Origin of the sequence: Fibrella rubiginis, from assembly GCF_017353185.1 — a bacterium.
In the GTDB taxonomy this organism is placed as follows: Bacteria; Bacteroidota; Bacteroidia; order Cytophagales; family Spirosomataceae; genus Fibrella; species Fibrella rubiginis.
This window is the reverse complement of sequence record NZ_JAFMYV010000010.1, coordinates 142,875-162,228: the sequence shown is the minus strand read 5'-3', so window position 1 is coordinate 162,228 and position 19,354 is coordinate 142,875. Positions and strand designations below refer to the sequence as shown.

At 55.7% G+C, this 19,354-nt stretch carries 11 protein-coding genes; 9 read left to right on the top strand and 2 right to left on the bottom strand.

The window, feature by feature from the left end:
• The first annotated feature begins 4 nt into the window (after nucleotides 1-4).
• The 6 genes from J2I47_RS19035 (at nucleotide 5) to J2I47_RS19010 (ending at nucleotide 8,224) form a co-directional block, all read left to right on the top strand.
• Complete coding sequence (locus J2I47_RS19035; RefSeq protein ID WP_207366186.1) at nucleotides 5-850, top strand: 3-keto-disaccharide hydrolase; 846 nt, start codon at nucleotides 5-7, stop codon at nucleotides 848-850.
• 213 nt (nucleotides 851-1,063) lie between these two features.
• Nucleotides 1,064-2,596: a TolB family protein gene (locus tag J2I47_RS19030; protein ID WP_207366185.1), complete on the top strand. Its 1,533-nt coding sequence runs from the start codon at nucleotides 1,064-1,066 to the stop codon at nucleotides 2,594-2,596.
• A 259-nt stretch (nucleotides 2,597-2,855) separates the two neighbouring features.
• On the top strand, nucleotides 2,856-3,086 hold the full coding sequence (locus tag J2I47_RS19025) for a hypothetical protein (protein WP_207366184.1): 231 nt from the start codon (nucleotides 2,856-2,858) through the stop codon (nucleotides 3,084-3,086).
• A 197-nt stretch (nucleotides 3,087-3,283) separates the two neighbouring features.
• Nucleotides 3,284-6,415: a PVC-type heme-binding CxxCH protein gene (locus tag J2I47_RS19020; RefSeq protein WP_207366183.1), complete on the top strand. Its 3,132-nt coding sequence runs from the start codon at nucleotides 3,284-3,286 to the stop codon at nucleotides 6,413-6,415.
• Between the two features lie 5 nt (nucleotides 6,416-6,420).
• Nucleotides 6,421-7,248 (top strand): RpnC/YadD family protein, encoded by an 828-nt coding sequence (locus tag J2I47_RS19015; protein ID WP_207366182.1) that lies wholly within the window; start codon nucleotides 6,421-6,423, stop codon nucleotides 7,246-7,248.
• Nucleotides 7,249-7,276: 28 nt separating this feature from the next.
• Complete coding sequence (locus J2I47_RS19010) at nucleotides 7,277-8,224, top strand: hydroxypyruvate isomerase family protein (RefSeq protein ID WP_207366307.1); 948 nt, start codon at nucleotides 7,277-7,279, stop codon at nucleotides 8,222-8,224.
• Nucleotides 8,225-8,326: 102 nt separating this feature from the next.
• Here J2I47_RS19010 and J2I47_RS19005 read toward each other — a convergent pair whose 3' ends face one another.
• Nucleotides 8,327-8,635 (bottom strand): isoamylase early set domain-containing protein, encoded by a 309-nt coding sequence (locus tag J2I47_RS19005; protein ID WP_207366181.1) that lies wholly within the window; start codon nucleotides 8,633-8,635, stop codon nucleotides 8,327-8,329.
• A 362-nt stretch (nucleotides 8,636-8,997) separates the two neighbouring features.
• Between J2I47_RS19005 and J2I47_RS19000 the strand changes: the two genes are divergently transcribed.
• Nucleotides 8,998-13,032: an ATP-binding protein gene (locus tag J2I47_RS19000; RefSeq protein WP_207366180.1), complete on the top strand. Its 4,035-nt coding sequence runs from the start codon at nucleotides 8,998-9,000 to the stop codon at nucleotides 13,030-13,032.
• Between the two features lie 56 nt (nucleotides 13,033-13,088).
• Here J2I47_RS19000 and J2I47_RS18995 read toward each other — a convergent pair whose 3' ends face one another.
• A complete protein-coding gene (locus J2I47_RS18995; protein WP_207366179.1) occupies nucleotides 13,089-14,087 on the bottom strand; it encodes a glycoside hydrolase family 43 protein in 999 nt (332 codons plus the stop codon).
• A 189-nt stretch (nucleotides 14,088-14,276) separates the two neighbouring features.
• Here J2I47_RS18995 and J2I47_RS18990 point away from each other — a divergent pair, with 189 nt between their 5' ends.
• Nucleotides 14,277-17,387, top strand: a complete 3,111-nt coding sequence (locus J2I47_RS18990; protein WP_207366178.1) for a SusC/RagA family TonB-linked outer membrane protein — start codon at nucleotides 14,277-14,279, stop codon at nucleotides 17,385-17,387.
• A gap of 56 nt (nucleotides 17,388-17,443) precedes the next feature.
• Complete coding sequence (locus tag J2I47_RS18985; RefSeq protein ID WP_207366177.1) at nucleotides 17,444-19,150, top strand: RagB/SusD family nutrient uptake outer membrane protein; 1,707 nt, start codon at nucleotides 17,444-17,446, stop codon at nucleotides 19,148-19,150.
• The last annotated feature ends 204 nt before the right edge of the window (nucleotides 19,151-19,354 follow it).

Genomic DNA, 19,354 nt, shown 5'->3' with positions numbered 1-19,354 from the left:
TCCTATGAAATTGCCGTGGTTCATTATGGGGCTGTACCTATGCACCCTCACCCCTGGTTCGGCGCAGTCGGCGCGACAACAGGCGGGCTGGCAGTCGCTGTTCAACGGCAGGAATCTGTCTGGTTGGGAAACCTACCTTGATAGCCCCTATACGGCCGACAAACAGGCCACTAAACCCGCGCCGCTGGGACTAAATAACGACCCCAGGCACGTTTTTTCCGTTGTCACGGTCGACGGCAAACCCGCCATCCGGGTGTCGGGCGAGACCTACGGCGGCATCAACACCCTGACCGACTTCGAGAATTACCACCTCCGGCTGGAGTTTAAATGGGGCACGCTCCAATGGCCACCCAAACTTGGTCAACCGCGTGATAGTGGCCTGCTCTACCACAGTGTGGGCAATCACGGCACATCCATGCTCTGGATGGAATCGTTTGAATTTCAGATTCAGGAAGGCGACTGCGGCGATTACTGGGGTGTTATGGACGTGCTGACCGACATTCGCGCCCGCAAAAACGACAAAGGCAAATACGTCTATCAGCCTGATGGTGAGTCAATTACATTTCAGGATAAAACCAATAATGGCCGAACGTGCATTAAAAACCCGAACGCCGAAAAACCATCGGGCCAGTGGAACGTGGTTGATTTATATTGTGTGGGCGACACCTGTGTGCACGTTATGAACGGCACCATAAACATGGTCCTCACCAACACCCGGCACCTCGTTGGCGGGCAGGCCGTACCGCTCACCAGAGGCAAAGTTCAATTGCAGTCGGAAGGAGCCGAAGTATTTTACCGGAACATTGGCGTTCAGCAAATAACGCAATTGCCCGCTTCGATCCGATTTTAGTCGTGCTTTGTACTAAGCCTAGCTTCGCGCCGCGGGCCCTTCGACTGGGCGTCCCCGACAAGCTCAGGGTGACAGGAAAATAGAACAATTCTCTTGAGTTGATTTAAGGTCGTTGTCACCCTGAGCTTGTCGGGGACGCCCAGTCGAAGGGCTTAGAGCGCGAAGCCAGTAATATTAATCAATGCACTTGTACCCTTTACCACTTCCTAAACCATGCGTCATCACATTACAACATTGCTTACCTGGGCTGGTCTGCTGACCAGCCTTAGCCAGCCCGTTTGGTCACAATCAAAACCCGTGGGCGTATTCGACGGACAAAACGACGTGGGCACCGTGCTTCATGCGGGGAAAAGTGTCTACGCACCCGCTACGCAGGAATACACCCTCAGCGGCTCAGGCACCAATATCTGGGGCACGTCCGACGAGTTTCATTTTCTATGGAAACGACTCAAAGGCGACTTCATCGTCTATACGCGGGGTAACCTGGTGGGCAAAGGTGTTGACCCGCACCGCAAAATAGGCTGGATGGCCCGCACCAGCCTGGAGGGCAATTCGGCGCAGGTGAACGCTGCGGTTCATGGCGATGGCCTCACCTCGCTGCAGTTCCGCAAAACCACCGGGGGCATCACCGAAGAAAACCGCGCCACCATGACCGGTGCCGATGTCATTCAGCTCGAACGCAAAGGCAACACCTTCACGATGCGGGTAGCCAAATTTGGCCAGCCGTTTGAGGTGCGCGACGTGGCCGACGTCAACCTCGGCGACGAGGTATACGTGGGCCTGTTTATTGGGTCGCACAACAAAGACGTGACCGAAACGGGTACGTTCCGCGATGTGCGTATCAGCATTCCCGACAAGCTCAACAACGGCAGCATGAAAATCGGTAGCCGACTGGAGATCCTGAACATTGCCAACGGCAACCGGGAGGTAGTCTATACCGCCCCCAACTCTATCCAGGCCCCCAACTGGACGCGCGACAACAAACTGATTTACAACAGCGAAGGCTTAATTTATGCCTTCAATACCACCACCCGGAAGCCCACCGTTCTGAACACTGGTGACGTAAAAAACAACAATAACGACCACGTGCTGGCCTTCGACGGCAAGACCCTCGGCCTCAGCAGCGGCGTTACGGCGCTCGGCGGGTCGATCATCTACACCGTTCCGGTATCGGGCGGGCAGCCCAAACAGGTTACGCCCAAAGGTCCCTCCTACCTGCATGGCTGGTCGCCGGACGGCAAAGACCTGGTGTTTTGCGGGTCGCGCAACGACGAGTACGACGTCTATAAGGTACCGGCAGCGGGTGGTCCCGAAACGCGCCTGACGGATGCCAAAGGACTGGACGATGGCCCGGAATATTCGCCCGATGGCAAATACATTTATTTCAACTCCAACCGCACGGGCACCATGCAAATCTGGCGCATGAAACCTGATGGCTCCGGGCAGGAGGCTGTTACCAATGGTGATTTGCACGACTGGTTTGCCCACGTTTCGCCCGACGGCAAATGGCTGGTGTTTTTGTCGTTCCTGAAAGATGAAGTTAAACCCGGCGACCACCCTCCCTATAAGCACGTTTACATCCGGCTTATGCCCGTAACGGGTGGCCAGCCCAAAGTAATTGCTTACCTCTATGGCGGTCAGGGGTCGATCAACACCCCTTCATGGTCGCCCGACAGTAAGCGCGTGGCCTTCGTGAGTAACACCGACGCGGCGGTTATCAGTCCTGTGGAAGTAGCCCGAAAGTAGCTTTTCACAAAGAAACATGACATAAACACCATACTGGATTGTAACCAAGCCACCGTGCTGCGGCAGGGAGCTACTGATTAATGAAACGGTGGACTTAATAATTTGGGCGCGTAAAACGGTAAAGTCATTTAGGATTGTGAGATGACACATAATGCGACATAATTCGCACAAAAAGAGGCTAGTTAGCCCTGTATTTTGTGCTGAAAACTGACTAATTTTTGTTCTTATTGTAGCGTATAAACAACCTACTCGACACAACGTGGAATCAGTCAGATTACTCCAGACAACGGGGCATGATGCCACCGCTACAGCGCCCTCAAAACGGCATAAGGCAGACGGAGCCGCCACGGCAGCCCTGCTCATTCAGTTGGCCAGCGAAATGCTGGAAACCTCGCCTACGCTGCGTAAACGCCTGGGCGTGACCTTATCCGACCTGATGGCGGCCGATAAAGTGCGCAAGGCACTAATCCGGCAAGCATTGCCCGCTTAACACATACTGCTTTTCTGCAATGTGCGTTGTAGCCACCAACCGCTGAGTTGGTAGTTACAACGCACATTGCGTTTTGGCTACCTGATCATGGCATTATGGCCAGCGCCAGTAGGGCCGTGCAGACAGATTTAACTTGTTGCCAGTTAAAATTGCCCCGTCATGCCCTTTAGCCATTAAACACACTGTCTTTCACAGCTATGACTCAGTCACGAATGAAACGGACTATCAGACACCGTACCGTCGCCGTCCTTACCGCTGGCGTCCTTACGGGTAGCCTGTTTATGGGGGCCTATCTCAACCGCGACCTTGGCCGGGCGTCGGCTCCGTTTCTGAATCGCTTTTTCGCCACCCTCTCCGACGACGACAAGCACGACCCTAAAAACGCCGTAGCCAGTCTTCAGGTAGCCCCCGATTTGCAGGCGTCGCTGTTTGCGGCTGAGCCGATGCTTAAGAACCCCACCAACATCGATGTTGACGCGCGGGGGCGAGTATGGGTGTGCGAGGCGTATAACTATCGCCCCGCCGTCAACGGTAATCCTACCCACACCGAAGGCGACCGTGTGGTGATTCTGGAAGACCAAAACGGCGACGGTAAAGCCGACGTGAGCAAGGTATTTTATCAGGGTCCCGAACTGCAATCGCCGCTGGGCATCTGGGTGCAGGGCAACAAAGTCATTATCTCCGACAGCCCCAATGTCTGGGTGTTTACGGATACCGACGGCGACGATAAGGCCGATAAAAAAGAGATCCTGTTTACCGGTCTCAGTGGCGATCAGCACGACCACGGCATGCACGCTTTTGTGTTTGGTCCCGACGGTAAGTGGTATTTTAACTTTGGCAACGAGGGTCGGCAAATTCAGGACAAAAACGGCAAGCCCATCTTCGACCGCAACACGGGCAAGGCCATCGACAAGAACAGCTACCGGCAGGGCATGGTGTTCCGCTGTAACCCCGACGGCAGTGAGATGGAGGTGCTGGGCCAGAATTTCCGCAATAATTTCGAGGTAGCCATTGACTCCTACGGCACCCTCTGGCAAAGCGACAACGACGACGACGGCAACAAGGGCGTACGCATCAACTACGTGATGGAGTATGGCAATTATGGCTACACCGATGAGATGACCGGCGCGGGCTGGAGCGCCAACCGAACCAACATGGAGAAAACCATTCCCCTGCGCCACTGGCACCTGAACGACCCCGGCGTAGTACCTAACCTGTTGCAAACGGGAGCCGGGTCGCCCACGGGCATCATCGTCTATGAAGGCAATTTGCTGCCCGCCCGTTACCAGAATCAGATTATCCACTGCGACGCCGGGCCAAACGTGGTGCGGTCGTACCCGGTGGAGAAATCAGGCGCGGGCTACACGGCCACGATCAATAACCTGGTGGAAGGGGTGCGCGATCAGTGGTTCCGTCCGTCAGACGTGTGCGTGGCACCAGACGGGTCACTGATGGTGGCCGACTGGTATGACCCCGGCGTGGGAGGGCATCAGGCGGGGGATCAGGATCGGGGTCGAATCTTCCGGCTTGCCCCACAAAACGCCGCCTGGTCGGTGCCCAAAACCGACGTCTCTACGGTCGATGGGGCCATCTCGGCGCTGCAAAGTCCCAACATGTCGGTGCGCTATATGGGCTGGACGGCCCTGCATAACCTGGGCGATAAGGCCGAGAAGCCATTAGCCAAACTTTATGAGTCAGCCACCAACCAGAACGCCGGATCGCCACGCATGAAAGCCCGCGCGTTGTGGCTGCTGAGCCAACTGCCAGGCGGGGGCAAAAAATACACCGATATGGCCTTAAAAGATGCCAACCCCGATATTCGGATCACGGCGCTTCGGGCTATCCGCGAGAATAAAGGCGAGGTGATCGGAGCGGTGAAGCAATTGGTTAATGACAAAGATCCGCAGGTACGTCGGGAATGTGCCATTGCTCTTCGCCGCAACACGTCGCCGGAGGCACCGGGCCTGTGGGCGCAGTTGGCTGCACAGCATGACGGCAAAGACCGCTGGTATCTGGAGGCTCTGGGCATTGGTGCCGACAATCAGTGGGATGCCTATTATGCCGCTTATCTCAAGCAGGTGAACAACGACCCCCTCGCCAACGCTGGTGGGCGCGATGTGGTTTGGCGGGCGCGTACTGCCGCCTCGGTACCCCTATTGGCCAAACTGGCGGGCGAAACAACGGTGCCACTGGACGACCGGCTCCGGTATTTTCGGGCCTTTGATTTTAACCCCGGCGGCGTCGAGAAGTCGAATGCCCTGCTGCAACTCATTAGCCAACAGCATAATGAGGCCATTACAAAACTCGCACTGCGCCACCTCGACCCGGCATTTGTTAAAAGCAGTCCCTCTGCTACGCAGGCGCTGCAACAGTTGCTTGACCAGTCATACGGCACTGCTGAATACATCGAGCTTGTGCAACGCTACGAACCCGCCACAGAAAACACGCGGCTGCGGCAACTGGCCATTCTTAAGCCCAACGACAACATTGGCCGCGAGGCGGCCAAACTGTTGATGCAGCAGAAAGGAGCCGATCTAGTTATGGAAACGATCAACGGACGGTCCGATGCCTCGGCTAACGCCGACGCGGCCATGAACATGATTGCGGCTCTGCGCCGGGTGGGTAGTGCCGCCTCGCTGGCTATCCTAAAATCGGTAGCCCTGGACGAAAATCGGCCCATGGCTATCCGGCGCGAGGCTACCCGATCGCTAGGTGGCAGTCAGGATGGGGAAGACATGGTGCTCGAACTGCTTAAGTCCGGCCAGCTAAAAGGCGAATTGAAAGTGGCAGCCAACCAGGGCGTGGCTTACGCCTGGCGGAAGAGCGTGAAAACCGAAGCCGCCAAATACCTCGATGTAGCCCCTACAGCGGCGGCGAAAAAACTACCTAGCGTGACTGAACTGCTTGCCATGAACGGTGATGCCAAGCGGGGGCAGTTGGTCTATAAAAACAACTGCTCAGTTTGCCACCAGGTCAACGGCGAAGGCATGGATTTCGGCCCGAAATTATCCGAAATTGGCTCAAAACTGGGTAAAGACGGGCAATATCTGGCCATCATTCACCCCGATGCAGGCATTAGCTTCGGCTACGAAGGCTATGAGGTGAAGTTCAAAGATGGCAGCACCATGACGGGCATTATTTCCAGCAAAACCGAGACCGACCTGCAAATGAAATTTCCCGGTGGCTTGGTGCAGAATTACAAAACCGCTAACGTGGTGTCGACGAAAAAGATAGAATCCTCTATGATGCCATCGGGCCTCCAGGAAGCCATGACCACCCCCGAATTGGTAGATCTGGTCGAATACCTGAGCACGTTGAAGAAAAAATAGGTTGCATGGCGAGGAAGACCAAGTCCTATGACCGGATTTTTCGAGAAAACATCGAGCAGTTGGTTGTGCCATTGGCCAACCGACTGCTTAACCTGACTATCCCAGCTTTGGAAGAAATTCCCGATGACCTGCATCAGACTATCGAGCGTAAACCGGACTTTCTCAAAAAGGTGATTCATCCAAACGAAGCGGACAATTATATCTTACACTTTGAGTTTCAGACAAAGGATGATGACGAAATGCAGGAGCGGATGTTGGAATACTATGCCATGCTTTACAGGAAATATCACCTGCCCGTAAAGCAGTACGTATTCTACATTGGCGAGGGGATGTCAATGATGAGATCACATCTCTTTCATGATACACTTTCGTTTAGATATGAGCTGATTAACGCGTCTGAAGTAGATTACCATCTGTTTCTAAACTCGTCAATTCCAGAAGAAGTGCTGCTAACTGTACTTGGCGATTTTAAGCAGGATAGAGCCGACTATGTCTTAGCGGCTGTTGTTATAAAGCTAGAGCAACTGGTACCTCGTTCACTGCGCTTAAAACGCTACATCAAGCAACTCGAAATACTTTCCAATCTGCGTAATTTGCAGGAACTGACAATCAAGATTTCCGAAAAGATGGCGCTGGTATATGATTTAGAAACTGATATTCGCTTTAAGCAGGGCATTGAGCGAGGCATTGAGCAGGGCAGAGGTGAAGAGAAAGATCTGCTCATTAAAAATCTTCTGCACAAAGGACTGCTTAATGATGAGCAAATTGCTGAAGTTGCTGAAGTGTCTGTAGAACACGTACAAGCTATTGCCCGGCAGCTTGCCAACACGTAATACCAAACCATCCTAAACCTTCTCCATGATGACCCAACGTCGTGATTTTTTAAAAACAGCCCTTGCCACCACGGGCGCAACCCTTGCGGGTGTATCGGCTGTGCAGGCGGCTAATCCAGCTTCAGCAGCCCCTGTCACCGTCGGCAAAAACAAGTTCAAGCTCGACTATGCTCCGCATATCGGGATGTTCGAGAACAGCGCGGGTAAAGACCCCATCGACCAGCTTAAATTCATGGCCGACCAGGGCTTCACGGCCTTTGAAGACAACGGCATGATGGGCCGCGACCCGGCGCTACAGGAAAAGATGGGCGCCGAAATGGCCCGCCTGGGCATCAAGATGGGCGTTTTTGTGGTCGATAAAGGGGGTAACGGTCAAAACACCCTGGCGGCTGGTAAGAAGGACTACATCGACATCTTCCTGAACGGCTGCAAGCGTGCCGTTGACACAGCCAAGCGCTGCAACGCCAAATTTATGACCGTTGTACCTGGCGATTTTGAGCGAAACCTGCCTATTGGCATTCAGACCGGCAATGTCATTGATGCCCTGCGTCGGGGTGCCGACATATTGGCTCCGGCGGGTCTGGTGATGGTGCTGGAGGCCCTCAGCGATACGCCAAATCTCTTCCTGCGCACGTCTGATCAGACCTATGAAATCTGCCGGGCGGTAAACAGCCCTGCCTGCAAAAGCCTTTTCGACATCTACCACATGCAGAAAAACGAAGGGCACATTATCCCGCACATCGACTGGGCGTGGGATGAGATCGGGTATTTCCAGATTGGCGATAACCCCGGACGGAACGAGCCAACCACGGGCGAGATTAACTATAAAAACATTTTCAAGCACGTCTACGACAAAGCCAAAGCCACCAACCGATCGTTCATTTTCGGTATGGAGCACGGCAAATCACAGACTGGTACCGCCGGCGAGATGGCGCTGATCAAGGCGTATCTGGATTCGGATAGTTTTGCGGTTTAAACGCTAAGACGTACGAGTCAAGAAACAAGAATGGCTTCGCTGATATACCACTTGGTGCATCAGCGAAGCCATTCTTGTTTCTTGACTCGTACGTCTTAGCGCTTACAATACCACCACCGAGTTCTCTTCTACCGAGATAGGGCTGGCTACGTATTTGTCGGCGGCCCAGTCGTTTTCCCAGGTCGTGCCGTCGATGACAAAGCGATACTGGTACTCGGTGCCGATGGGCAATTCGACGGTGGCTTTAAACGAACCATCTTTCTGCTTCTTCAGCGGCTGGGCATTTACGTCCCAGTTATTGAACTCGCCAACAAGCGAAACAACCTTCGCACCATTGACCGCTTCGGCGGGAAGTTCAAACGTTACTTTGGCAACAGGCTTACTTTTCAGAAACTGTTTGGCAATGGCCATATCTTGATTACGTTTTTGGTTTACAGTGCAAAATTATACTCGCAAAAAAGTAAAACGCTAATAACTAGCTTGTTACTGGCAAACATTCTTTATAAAATATAATTTCTTATTATTCTAATTCTAAATATATCAACCAAATAGATCAGATCGTGCAACCTTGATAACCAACTCACGCCAATCAACCACCGATCAATCAACAAGGCTGGCCCTAACGTAGCCAACTAATAAATCTAGTTGATATATATGCTTAATTCAGGTAGCATTATGGGCTTATTGATGAAGCCATGATCAGAAGTTCTTTTTGGCTATTGTGTAATGGCCAACAACGGTTTATTCAATGGTTTTGCTGCCTTCTCTTCAATTTGTGGAACCCAGTCTATGGGCAGGTCGCTGAGGCGCTATTGAGCAGCCACCCGCATAAAGTCATTGATGTTGAACAGGGGTTACCACAGGCCTTTGTTTCCGGCATTGTAGAGGACGATGATGGCTTTATCTGGGTAGCTACCCTGGGGGGATTGGCTCGCTACGACGGCCAGCAGATGGTGCCGTTTTATCACCGGGCCGACAACCCTGCCTCGCCGCTGAGCAACACAATTATTTTACTGGAAAAAGGGGGGCCTAACGAGATTTGGCTCCGCTATGACAGCGGCGAGTTCGACCGGCTTAACACCCGCACAGGTCAGTGTACTCACTTCCCGAAACTAACCCGTGCCCTGGCCGGATTGCCCATAAAAGCGTCGCTACATATAGACCGCCGGGGCAACCTGTGGGGTATGATTACCAATCAGGGGGTTTTCCATTATAACGTTCATCGGCAGTCCTTTATGCGGTACCGGCGGGCCACAACCGGGCTACTGAACGACACAACGCGGGCGGTGATGGAAGACCGGGAGGGCAACATCTGGGCGATCTCACTAACGGGACTCGACCGGCTAAGTTACCCCACCGGCAATGGCCACGTAACGGTGCAGTCGACGCGGTTCACCATGCCCATGACCGATCTGCGGGCAAGCGCACAGATATGGAGCCGGGTGGGTACGGTACTACGCGATAACGGCGACCTGATGTTCAACGACCGCCGCAATCTCTACATCGTTGACCCGCACCATCCGGCCACCATCCGGTCCATTCCACTCGGTAACGACCAACCCGAGGTTCACCCCTGGCTTTGCCGGGGCAGCGACGGCATAGCCTATGTGCAGGTTGGCCCAACGCTCTACTACTACACCGACAATCAGGGCTTGGTACCGGTCTGGCATTACGAACCGCCCACCGACCAACCCATTAACAAACTCAGCTGCACAGCTTTGTGCAAGGCGCGGTCGGGTGTGGTCTGGCTGGGGGCCAATACGCAGGGGCTGCATCAGATCGATCTGGCGGCGGTGCGTCTGCTGCCCTTTGCCTACGAAACCACCTTTTGCGCCGACGCCCTCAAACTCGGCCTGGGGCTTTCGTTGCCGGGGCTGTTTCACTGGTCGTTCAACAACCCTATGCTCCAGTCGTCTTACCTACTCCGTTCCGACTACGATCAGCAGGGCAGGCTGTGGCTCTGTCTGGGCAATGAAGCAGCCCGCTACAATCCGCGCACCAGGGCGGTTCAGCACATGGTGGCTGTCAACGCCCAGTACCATCTGGGGGACAGCGGGGAGTTACATGGCCTGTCTGTTGCGCCAGACGGTGCCCTGTGGGCCGTCACGGCCAATGGCATACCGTTGTTGCTCGATACGCTCGCGCATCGCTGGAAAATGCCCTTTGGTTTACTGCACGACCCGGCGGCGGCAGGCAATCAGTTGATAACCAACGACTTACTAGCTGACCTTAACGCACTGTGGATCAGCACGATTAGCCACGGGCTACTACGATACGACCGGGCAACCGGGCAACACCGGTTCATTCGGTTCACCAACGGATCTGGTGTGGAAACGAAGACGCATCTGCTCGATATCATTGGCGACCCAACTGATCCTGACCTGCTCTGGATCAGCAGCTACGACGGGCTGATCTGTTTCAACAAACGAACGGATCGGTACCGCATCTTCACCACGGCACAGGGTTTGCCCAACAACGTTGTCTATTCCATCATGCCCGATAAACAGGGCTATCTCTGGCTGAGCACCAACCGGGGACTGTGCCGGTTCAATCCCCGCACGCATGACGTGCTCACGCTCGACGTATCGGACGGGTTGCCGGGCAACGAATTCAACCGGTTTCACCACCTGCGTTTGCCCAACGGCAGGCTGGCATTTGGGGGCGTAAAAGGCTGGGTACTGTTTGACCCGGCGCAGATAAAACCAGACACGACCAAACCCGTTGTGGCGTTAACGGGCCTTGCCATCAATAACCAGGTCATTGATCAGTTTGGGCCACATACCCCACTGGCGAAACCCCTCAACACCTTGCCCGAACTGAGTCTGACCCACGACCAGAACTACCTGACCGTAACCTTTACAGCCCTCAACTACCACCAGCCTGACCGCGTAACGTACCGCTACCAGCTCCGGGGGTATGATACCGACTGGACGGTGAGCAGACAGCCGGCAGCCAGCTACACCAAACTGCCTCCCGGCACCTATACACTCCGGGTGAATGCGGCCAACTCGGCCGGGCAATGGAGCAGGCAGGTGAAGGAATTGAGCGTGGTGATCCACCCGCCGTTTTGGGCCAATGGATGGGCCTACGCCCTCTATGCGCTGCTGCTGGGATCGGGGCTGGTGGGCGTCATCCGGTTCAGCACCACCCGCACCCGCGAGCGCCACGAACTGGCACTGCGCCAGCGGCAGGCCGAAGAACTTCAGCAACTGGATCAGGCCAAGACGCGCTTTTTCGCCAACGTGTCGCACGAGTTGCGTACGCCATTGACGCTGGTAATGGGGCCGTTGAGCAGTATTATGAACCGGAAACAGGTAGATGCCCACGATGAACAGCTCATTCAGACTGCCAGCCAGAGTGCTCATCAGTTGCTGGGTCTGGTGAATGAATTGCTGGACCTGACCAAGCTGGAAGCAGGTAAACTCCTGCTGCAGCCGCAACCCGTTCGGCTGCGGCAGTTTTTTCAGGATTGTGCGTTGCCGTTTGACCTGCAGGCTCAGCAACTGGGCATCACGTTTAAGCTGGATCTGGCCCTCGACGAGCCGTTGACGGTGGTTGTAGATGCCGGTAAGGTGAAGCAGGTGGTACAAAACCTGTTGTCTAATGCCAGCAAGTTTACCCCGCCGGGTGGCACGGTGGTGCTAAAAGCAGCCTGCACAATGGGCCGCTTGCGGTGGCAGGTGCAGGACACCGGGCGCGGCATTCACCCCCAGGATTTACCCCACGTATTCGAGCGGTATTTCCAGACCAACCAGCCCAACGCGCCGCTGGAAGGGGGCACGGGCATTGGGTTGGCCCTTTGCCAGGAATTGGTACGACTCATGCAGGGCACTATCTCGGCAGAAAGCGACTGGGGGAAGGGTAGCCTGTTTACGGTGGCGGTGCCGGTTGATGTTCTTGCTGAAGCGCAGGCACAGAACCAACCATCCAGCCTGGTCCGGAAGGCTACTGAAGGCATTTTATTAACCCACCCGGCCCGCAATGCCGCCACCGAGCCTACGCTGCATGCCGAAGACACCGTGCTGCTGGTAGAAGATAACGTGGACCTGCGCGCCTACCTGACCACTGTGCTGTCGTCCTCGTTGCAGGTGCTGACGGCCGCGCACGGGCAGGCCGCGCTGACCCTGCTGGCGGAGTTGACAACGCCTCCTGCACTCATCATTGCCGACATCATGATGCCCGTGATGGATGGATTTCAACTGCTGGAGGCCCTGAAACAGCACCCCATCCACCGCACTATTCCGGTGATGATGCTGACTGCCCGCACCGACATGGCCGACAAGCTGCGCGCCCTGCGGCTGGGTGTAGACGATTACCTGCTCAAGCCTTTCCACGAAGCCGAACTCACGGCCCGCGTGACGGCCCTGCTCCACAATCAGCGCGAACGGCAGTGGCAGTTGGTGGTTGAACCCGTAGACCAGCCGTTGCCAGGGCCGTCTGCATATACGACTTCCCAACCGCCAGACTTGGCCGCACCGGTTGTTTCAGCAGACGACCTGGCCTGGCTGGAACGACTGGAGGCATTGACCGAGAGCCAGCTTGGGCATGCCGGTCTGGTTGCCGACGACCTCGCCGACGCACTGAGCATGAGCCGACGCACGTTTTACCGGGCGGTTAAACGCCTCACGGGCCTCACCCCGGCCCAATACGTGTCAGAAGCGCGGTTCAGGCAGGCCCGTCGGCTGTTAGAAACCCGGCAGGTGTCATCGGTGAAGCAGGTAGCGCACCAGGTTGGTTTTTTGCAGGTGAGTCATTTTTCACAGCAATACCAGCAACGTTTCGGCAAAGGCCCGGCAGATTATTTATAACGAGTCCTGACCCTGCCAGGGGCCAGTAGCATTTTTCCTGAGCCATCCGGTTTGCTTTACACGTCAATTTCTACTACCCTGCCTTCTGCCGTTGGTATACCAAAATCGGGCAGGCCATCGTGGTGCCAGTGAATGCGCTGCAGGCGGGGCGACCGTTCGTTTTCGCAGCCTTTTCCTGGACCGGGGTTGGCGTGGTACAGCAGCCACGTCTGCCCGCTCTCGGTACAAAAAAAACAGCCATGACCAGGGCCATACACGCCATTATGAACCGACGTTTTGAAGACGGGTTCAGTGCGTTTCGTCCATGAACGGATGTCCATCAGGTTGCTGCTCAGCGGGGCCATTAGCAAGCCTATAGCATACTCATCCGTCCAGCAGCCGCTGGCCGAGTAGGCCAGAAATAGCTGATCGCCGTGCCGCAAAAAAGCAGGCCCCTCATTGACAACCAACTGGTTTCTAGGGCTTTGCGGGTCAGCATCTTCATTGTGCAATTCCCAGGGATAGGTTGGCTCCGACAGCAATAGCCGTTCGCCCTTGCAGGTCCAGGGGTTGGTCATCAGGCACATATAGATATTTTGTTGCCCGTTTTCATCACCCGGCCAGCCCGACCAGGCCATGTACAACTGCCCCTCCACTACTGTCACGGTAGCGTCGATAGCCCATTTATCATCGGGGGTCTTCAGCTCACCTTTCAGCGTCCAGGCGCCCTGGGTGGGATCGTCGGCCTTATTTTCGAGCACAAACATGCGTTCCTTGTCGGGCGTCTTTTTGTCGGCGGCGCACAGGTAGGCATACCAGCAGTGCCCCCCCTTGCCATTGTCCAGGTAATGCAATTCGGGTGCCCAGACGTTGGCCGACAGCGGGCCGGAAGCGGGGGCTGTCCAGACGACCTTGCCTTTATCGGGCCGTAGCTCACCCAGTTGACGGACCTTCCAGATGGTCAGGTTGGTGCGGGTAGAATGGGTGTAATAATAGTACCCATTGTGGCAGACAACCCAGGGATCGGGACCGTAGGGCAACAACGGATTGGTAAAGGTGGCAGGCGTATGAGGCATCAGAGTTAGGCGAAAGGCCAAAACGTGTAGGCTACTAACCGCACCAGCCTAACGCAGTCTGCTAAATATGAGCCAGGGGGAAAACAGCTCACGTTCATCCAACCTATTACTCCGACCGGCAGTACGTTTTCGGTAGGCTTTTCAGGGTAAAAGGGCTAATTTTCGCGCTTAACACAAGGATCAACTTTTATGAAGAAACACGTACTCCTAACGTTGTTGGGCCTATTTTGCTGCTTTTCAGCTGCTTTAGCCCAACAACGAACGCTCACCGGCAAAGTAACCGACCAGAGCAATGGACAGGAACTGCCGGGGGTGTCGGTGACGGTGAAAGGCACACAGCGCGGTGCTGTCACCAGCACTAACGGCACGTATTCGCTCAACGCCGACAACACTAACGTACTGGTCTTTAGCTTCATTGGGTATAACTCCACCGAAGTGGCCGTGGGCACCCGCGAGACCGTCAATGTGGCTCTCGAACCGTCGAGCCGGAACCTGGAAGAAGTGGTTGTAGTGGGTTATGGCACCCAAAGGCGCGCTACGCTCACCGCCGCTGTTACACAACTGCGCCGCGAAGACCTGGTGGTGCGGCAGGTAGCCACCGCCTCGAACCTATTGCAGGGCCTGGCACCGGGCGTGACGGTGATCCAACAGTCGGGCCGGCCGGGTGCCGATGGGGCTAACATCAACATCCGGGGGGTGGGGTCGCTGTTTGCGGGCACCACACCACTGCTCGTGATTGACGGTGTGCAGCAACCCATCAACTCGCTCGAAACGCTCAACAACATCGACCCCAACAATATCGAAAGCATTACGGTGCTGAAAGATGCCGGGTCGGCGGCTATTTACGGTGCCCGCGCAGCCAACGGCGTCATTGTCGTGCGCACCCGCCGCGGGGCTACCGACGGCATTCAGATCGACTACAACGGTTTTGTATCGAGCCAGCAGGCTACCCGTTTGCCTGAGCGCATTACGGCACTGGAGCACCTGACGCTGTTCAATCAGGCGGCGGCCAATTCGGGAGCCACGCAACCCTATGCCACTACGCTGGTGGATGCCTACCGCGCCAACCCCGCCGACAATTTCCGGTATTTCGACACCAACTGGCTGGGTAGTGTGCTGAGCAATACGGGCCTGATGCAAAACCATAACGTTAACCTCAGCGGCGGCTCCGAACGGATTAAGTTCTTTGCGGCGGGCACGTTTCTCAACCAGCAGGGGCTTACGCCCAACACCAGCTTCCGCCGGTTCGATTTGCGGTTCAACACCGACGTGAAGCTCACCAAAAACCTGACTTTCCAGGGTGATCTGATCTACACCAACGCCACCGAAACCCAGCCCGGCGGCAGCACCGCCGAGTTCATTATCCGGCAGGCCATTGGCTACCCGGCCATCGGACCAGGCAAGTTTGGGCCGGGGCAATACGGCGATGCGGCACAAAGCAATTTCCGTAACCCCATCGGCACAGTAGAGGCAAGCGGATTTAACCGTATCAATCGCCCCAACACCATTTTCCGGGGCAACCTGACCTACCGTCCATTTACGTTTATGGACGTGGAGGCGCAATTTTCGAGCAACAGCCGGGAGCAGATCCAGAAGCGGTTTCTGCAAAACTACCAGGTGTTCCGGCCCAACCTGACTACCAATGGCCTCGACTTTGCGGCGAACTACCCGGGGGTAAACCAGATTTCGGACGCTATCAACCGGTCGCAGCTGAACAACTATCTGCTCCAGACCAATTTCTATAAAACGCTGGGGTTAAACGAGTTAAAACTGCAATTGGGTTTCCAGGCCGAAGATTTTTATACCGAAACGCTCAATGCCTCGCGTACGAACCTGCCCTCCGACCAGCCCTATCAGGTGGTGGGTACGCTCAACCAGAGCAACAGCAGCAGCGTGAACGAGTATGCGCTGGCGGCGTTTTTCGGGCGGTTCAACTACACCTTCGACAACAAGTATTTGCTGGAAGTAAACGGCCGCTATGATGGCTCGTCGCGGTTTTCGCAGCTTCAGAACCGGCAGTGGGGTTTCTTCCCCAGCGTGTCGGCGGGGTGGGTCATCAGCCGCGAGAAGTTCCTGAACGGGCTGGCCAGCAGCGTCACATTTGCCAAGGTACGGGCTTCCTACGGGCAGTTGGGCAACCAGAATCTGGTAAACCCCGACCTCACGCCCGCCTATTACCCCTTCTCGGCCACGTTTGATCTGGGTCAGAACTACTACTTCAACAACGTGCTCAATTTTGGCGTGGCCCAAACGGCGGCGGTGAACAACCAGATCACCTGGGAGACCTCCACGCAGGCCAACGTGGGTGTTGACCTGACCCTGTTCAAGAACTTCAATATTACTGCCGACGTCTACCAGCGCACGATCAGTAACCTGCTGCTGCTACGGCCCATCCCGAACTTTACGGGTTTCTCTCCCGCCTTTGTCAACGCCGGGTCGATGCAGAACAACGGCTGGGAACTGAGCCTGAGCTACCGCAACCAGACTGCCGGTGGTCTGCGCTACAGCGTAACCGGCCTGCTGTCGGACGTGAAAAACAAGGTAGTCGATCTGGGTGGGCAGGACGTAATTCTGGGCCGGAATATTTCCACACCGGGCCAGCCAATCCGGTCCTACTACGGCTATTTGTCTGACGGACTCTACCAAAGCGCCGACCAGGTGGCGGCCGACAATGCGCTGGATGGCGATGCTAAAACGCCCTTTATTGCCTCCACCACCGCTCCCGGCGACGTTCGGTACAAGGACATCAGCGGCCCCAACGGCAAACCCGACGGCGTCATTAACGGCTTCGACCGCACGATTATTGGTAACCCCTTCCCCCGCTACTCGTACAGCCTGACCACCAACCTGGCCTGGAAAGGGTTCGACCTCAACGTGTTTTTGCAGGGCGTGGGGCAGCGCGATTCCTACGTCAGCGGCAATGGTGCCTGGGCGTTCTATTCCGCCGATTTTATCTCGTCGGCCTTCGCCATTCACCGCGACGCCTGGACCCCCACCAACCCCGGTGCCAGCTACCCACGTCTGACCACCGACCAGGGCACATTTAACTGGAAAGACTCGGATTACTGGGTACGCAACGCCGCCTACCTGCGCCTGAAAAACGTGCAATTGGGCTACACCATCCCCGCTTCGGTCTCGCAGAAACTGAACATCCGGTCGGCGCGTATCTACGTCAGCGGTCAGAACCTGGCTACGTTTACCAACTTCCTCCAGGGTTTCGATCCCGAAAAGGAAGACCAGAACGGCGATTTCTACCCCGTCATGCGCACCACTACCGTTGGACTCAACTTAAGGTTTTAATTGTGAATGAGTGACGGTCCGGCGTTCCGGTGAGCCACTCATTCACTCAATCATACATGAAAAAGACATTTCTCATCGCTGCCATCACCGCCCTATCGCTGGGTGGCTGCAACCAATACCTGGACCGGCAGCCGCTGGACACGCCCTCACTGGCGACGTACTTCAACAATGAGGCCGAAATGAATCTGGCCCTCACGGGCGTCTACAACGCCAGCTACTGGGTCACGGGCAACGTGCCCGCGCAGGTGTTTTTTGATCTTTATACTGACATCGGGCTGGAACGGCAGCCGGGCATCGCGTCGGGTAGCTATGATGCTACCAACCTCGCTGTGGGCACCTACTGGCAGCAGATGTACCAGACCGTAGCGCGGGCCAACGTGGTGCTCGCGGGCATAGAGCGAGGCAAGGCTGCGGTAACTCCCGCTACATTCAACCGCATTCAGGCCGAGGCCAAAATACTGCGGGCGTGGGCCTATTACCACCTCATCGGCCTTTTCGGCGACGTGCCGTTCTACACCGACCCGCTCACGACCGATCAGTTTTATGCGCTGGGCAAAACCGACAAAAACAAGATCGCCGATTATCTGCTCGCCGACCTCGACGATGCCGGTGCCAAAATCGACTGGGCTTCGAAAGACCGGGGGCGCGTAAACCGGGGCGTAGCGTTTGGTATTCAGGCCAAGCTGGCGCTGTTGCTGGGGCGGTATCAGGTGGCCGCCGACGCTGCCAAGAAAGTGATTGACAGCAACGTGTATGGGCTGAATCCAAGCTTTGCGGCCCTGTTCACGCTGGCAGGCCAACAAGCCAACGCCGGCAAGGAAATCATGTTTGAGTTTCTGCTCCCCACCGACCAGGCCAACCCCGTGTCATACATTGCGCTGGGACAGGGATCGCGCACGTTGAGCGGACAGTCGGGGCGGTTTCCGCTGCAGGCGCTGGTCGACAAGTTTGAGGCCATCGACGGCAAGCGCATCGACGAATCGAAGGTGTATGACCCCGCCAAACCGCGCGAAAAGCGCGATCCACGCTTGAAATACACGGTTTCGATGGACGGCGACACGATTACGGCTACAGCCAGCAACGTAAAGCGGCGGGCTGTTTTCAACATCTACGACGCCACCACGCCCGTGTTCAATTTCAACAGCAACACCTACGCCGCCGGTACCAACGTGGACCTGACCAACGCGTTTGGCCCCGTCAAAAACGGTATGGGGCTGCTATGGGCGAAATACACCCTCGACGATGCACAGGATATGTTTACCTCGAAAACAGGATTCGCCTACATGCGTTACGCCGAAATACTGCTCACCTATGCCGAAGCCAAAATTGAGTTGAACCAGATCGACGCCAGCGTGACCACGGCCATGAACGCTGTACGGAAACGGGCGGGTATGCCCAACGTAGCAACGGAACTGGTGGCTAGCCAGGCAAAAATGCGGCAGTTGGTGCGGCGCGAAAAAGTAGTCGAGCTGGCCGACGAAGGCATTCACCTCTTCGACATGCGCCGCTGGAACACGGGCAAGCTGGGGCTGAACACCTTCGTATATGGGGCACCCCTGGCCCGCGCCAAGCCAGCGCCGATTCCGTCGTTTGGTGCGGCTGGCTCCGAGCGCGACCTCAACGACATTCCCGACTACACCAACGGCGACGCCCTGCGGTTCAAACGGGAACAACGCACGTTTATCGACCGCAACAACATCTTCCCCATCCCCCAGCGCGAACTCGACATCAACAAAGTGTTGACGCAAAACCAGGGGTGGTGATTGCGGAGAGCAGTTCTGTAGTATGAAAAAAAAACGAACCAGGCAACTGGTTCGTTTTTTTGTTTTTCAGCGAGGGTCTACCCCGCCACACTGCAAAAAACCTTTCTCCACTCACCCCAAAACAGCCTTCAAATCAGCCTGTTTTTTAAGCTGTTCAACGCGTAGTCCCTTACGACCAAAAACTTCATTATAGTAAGACATCGC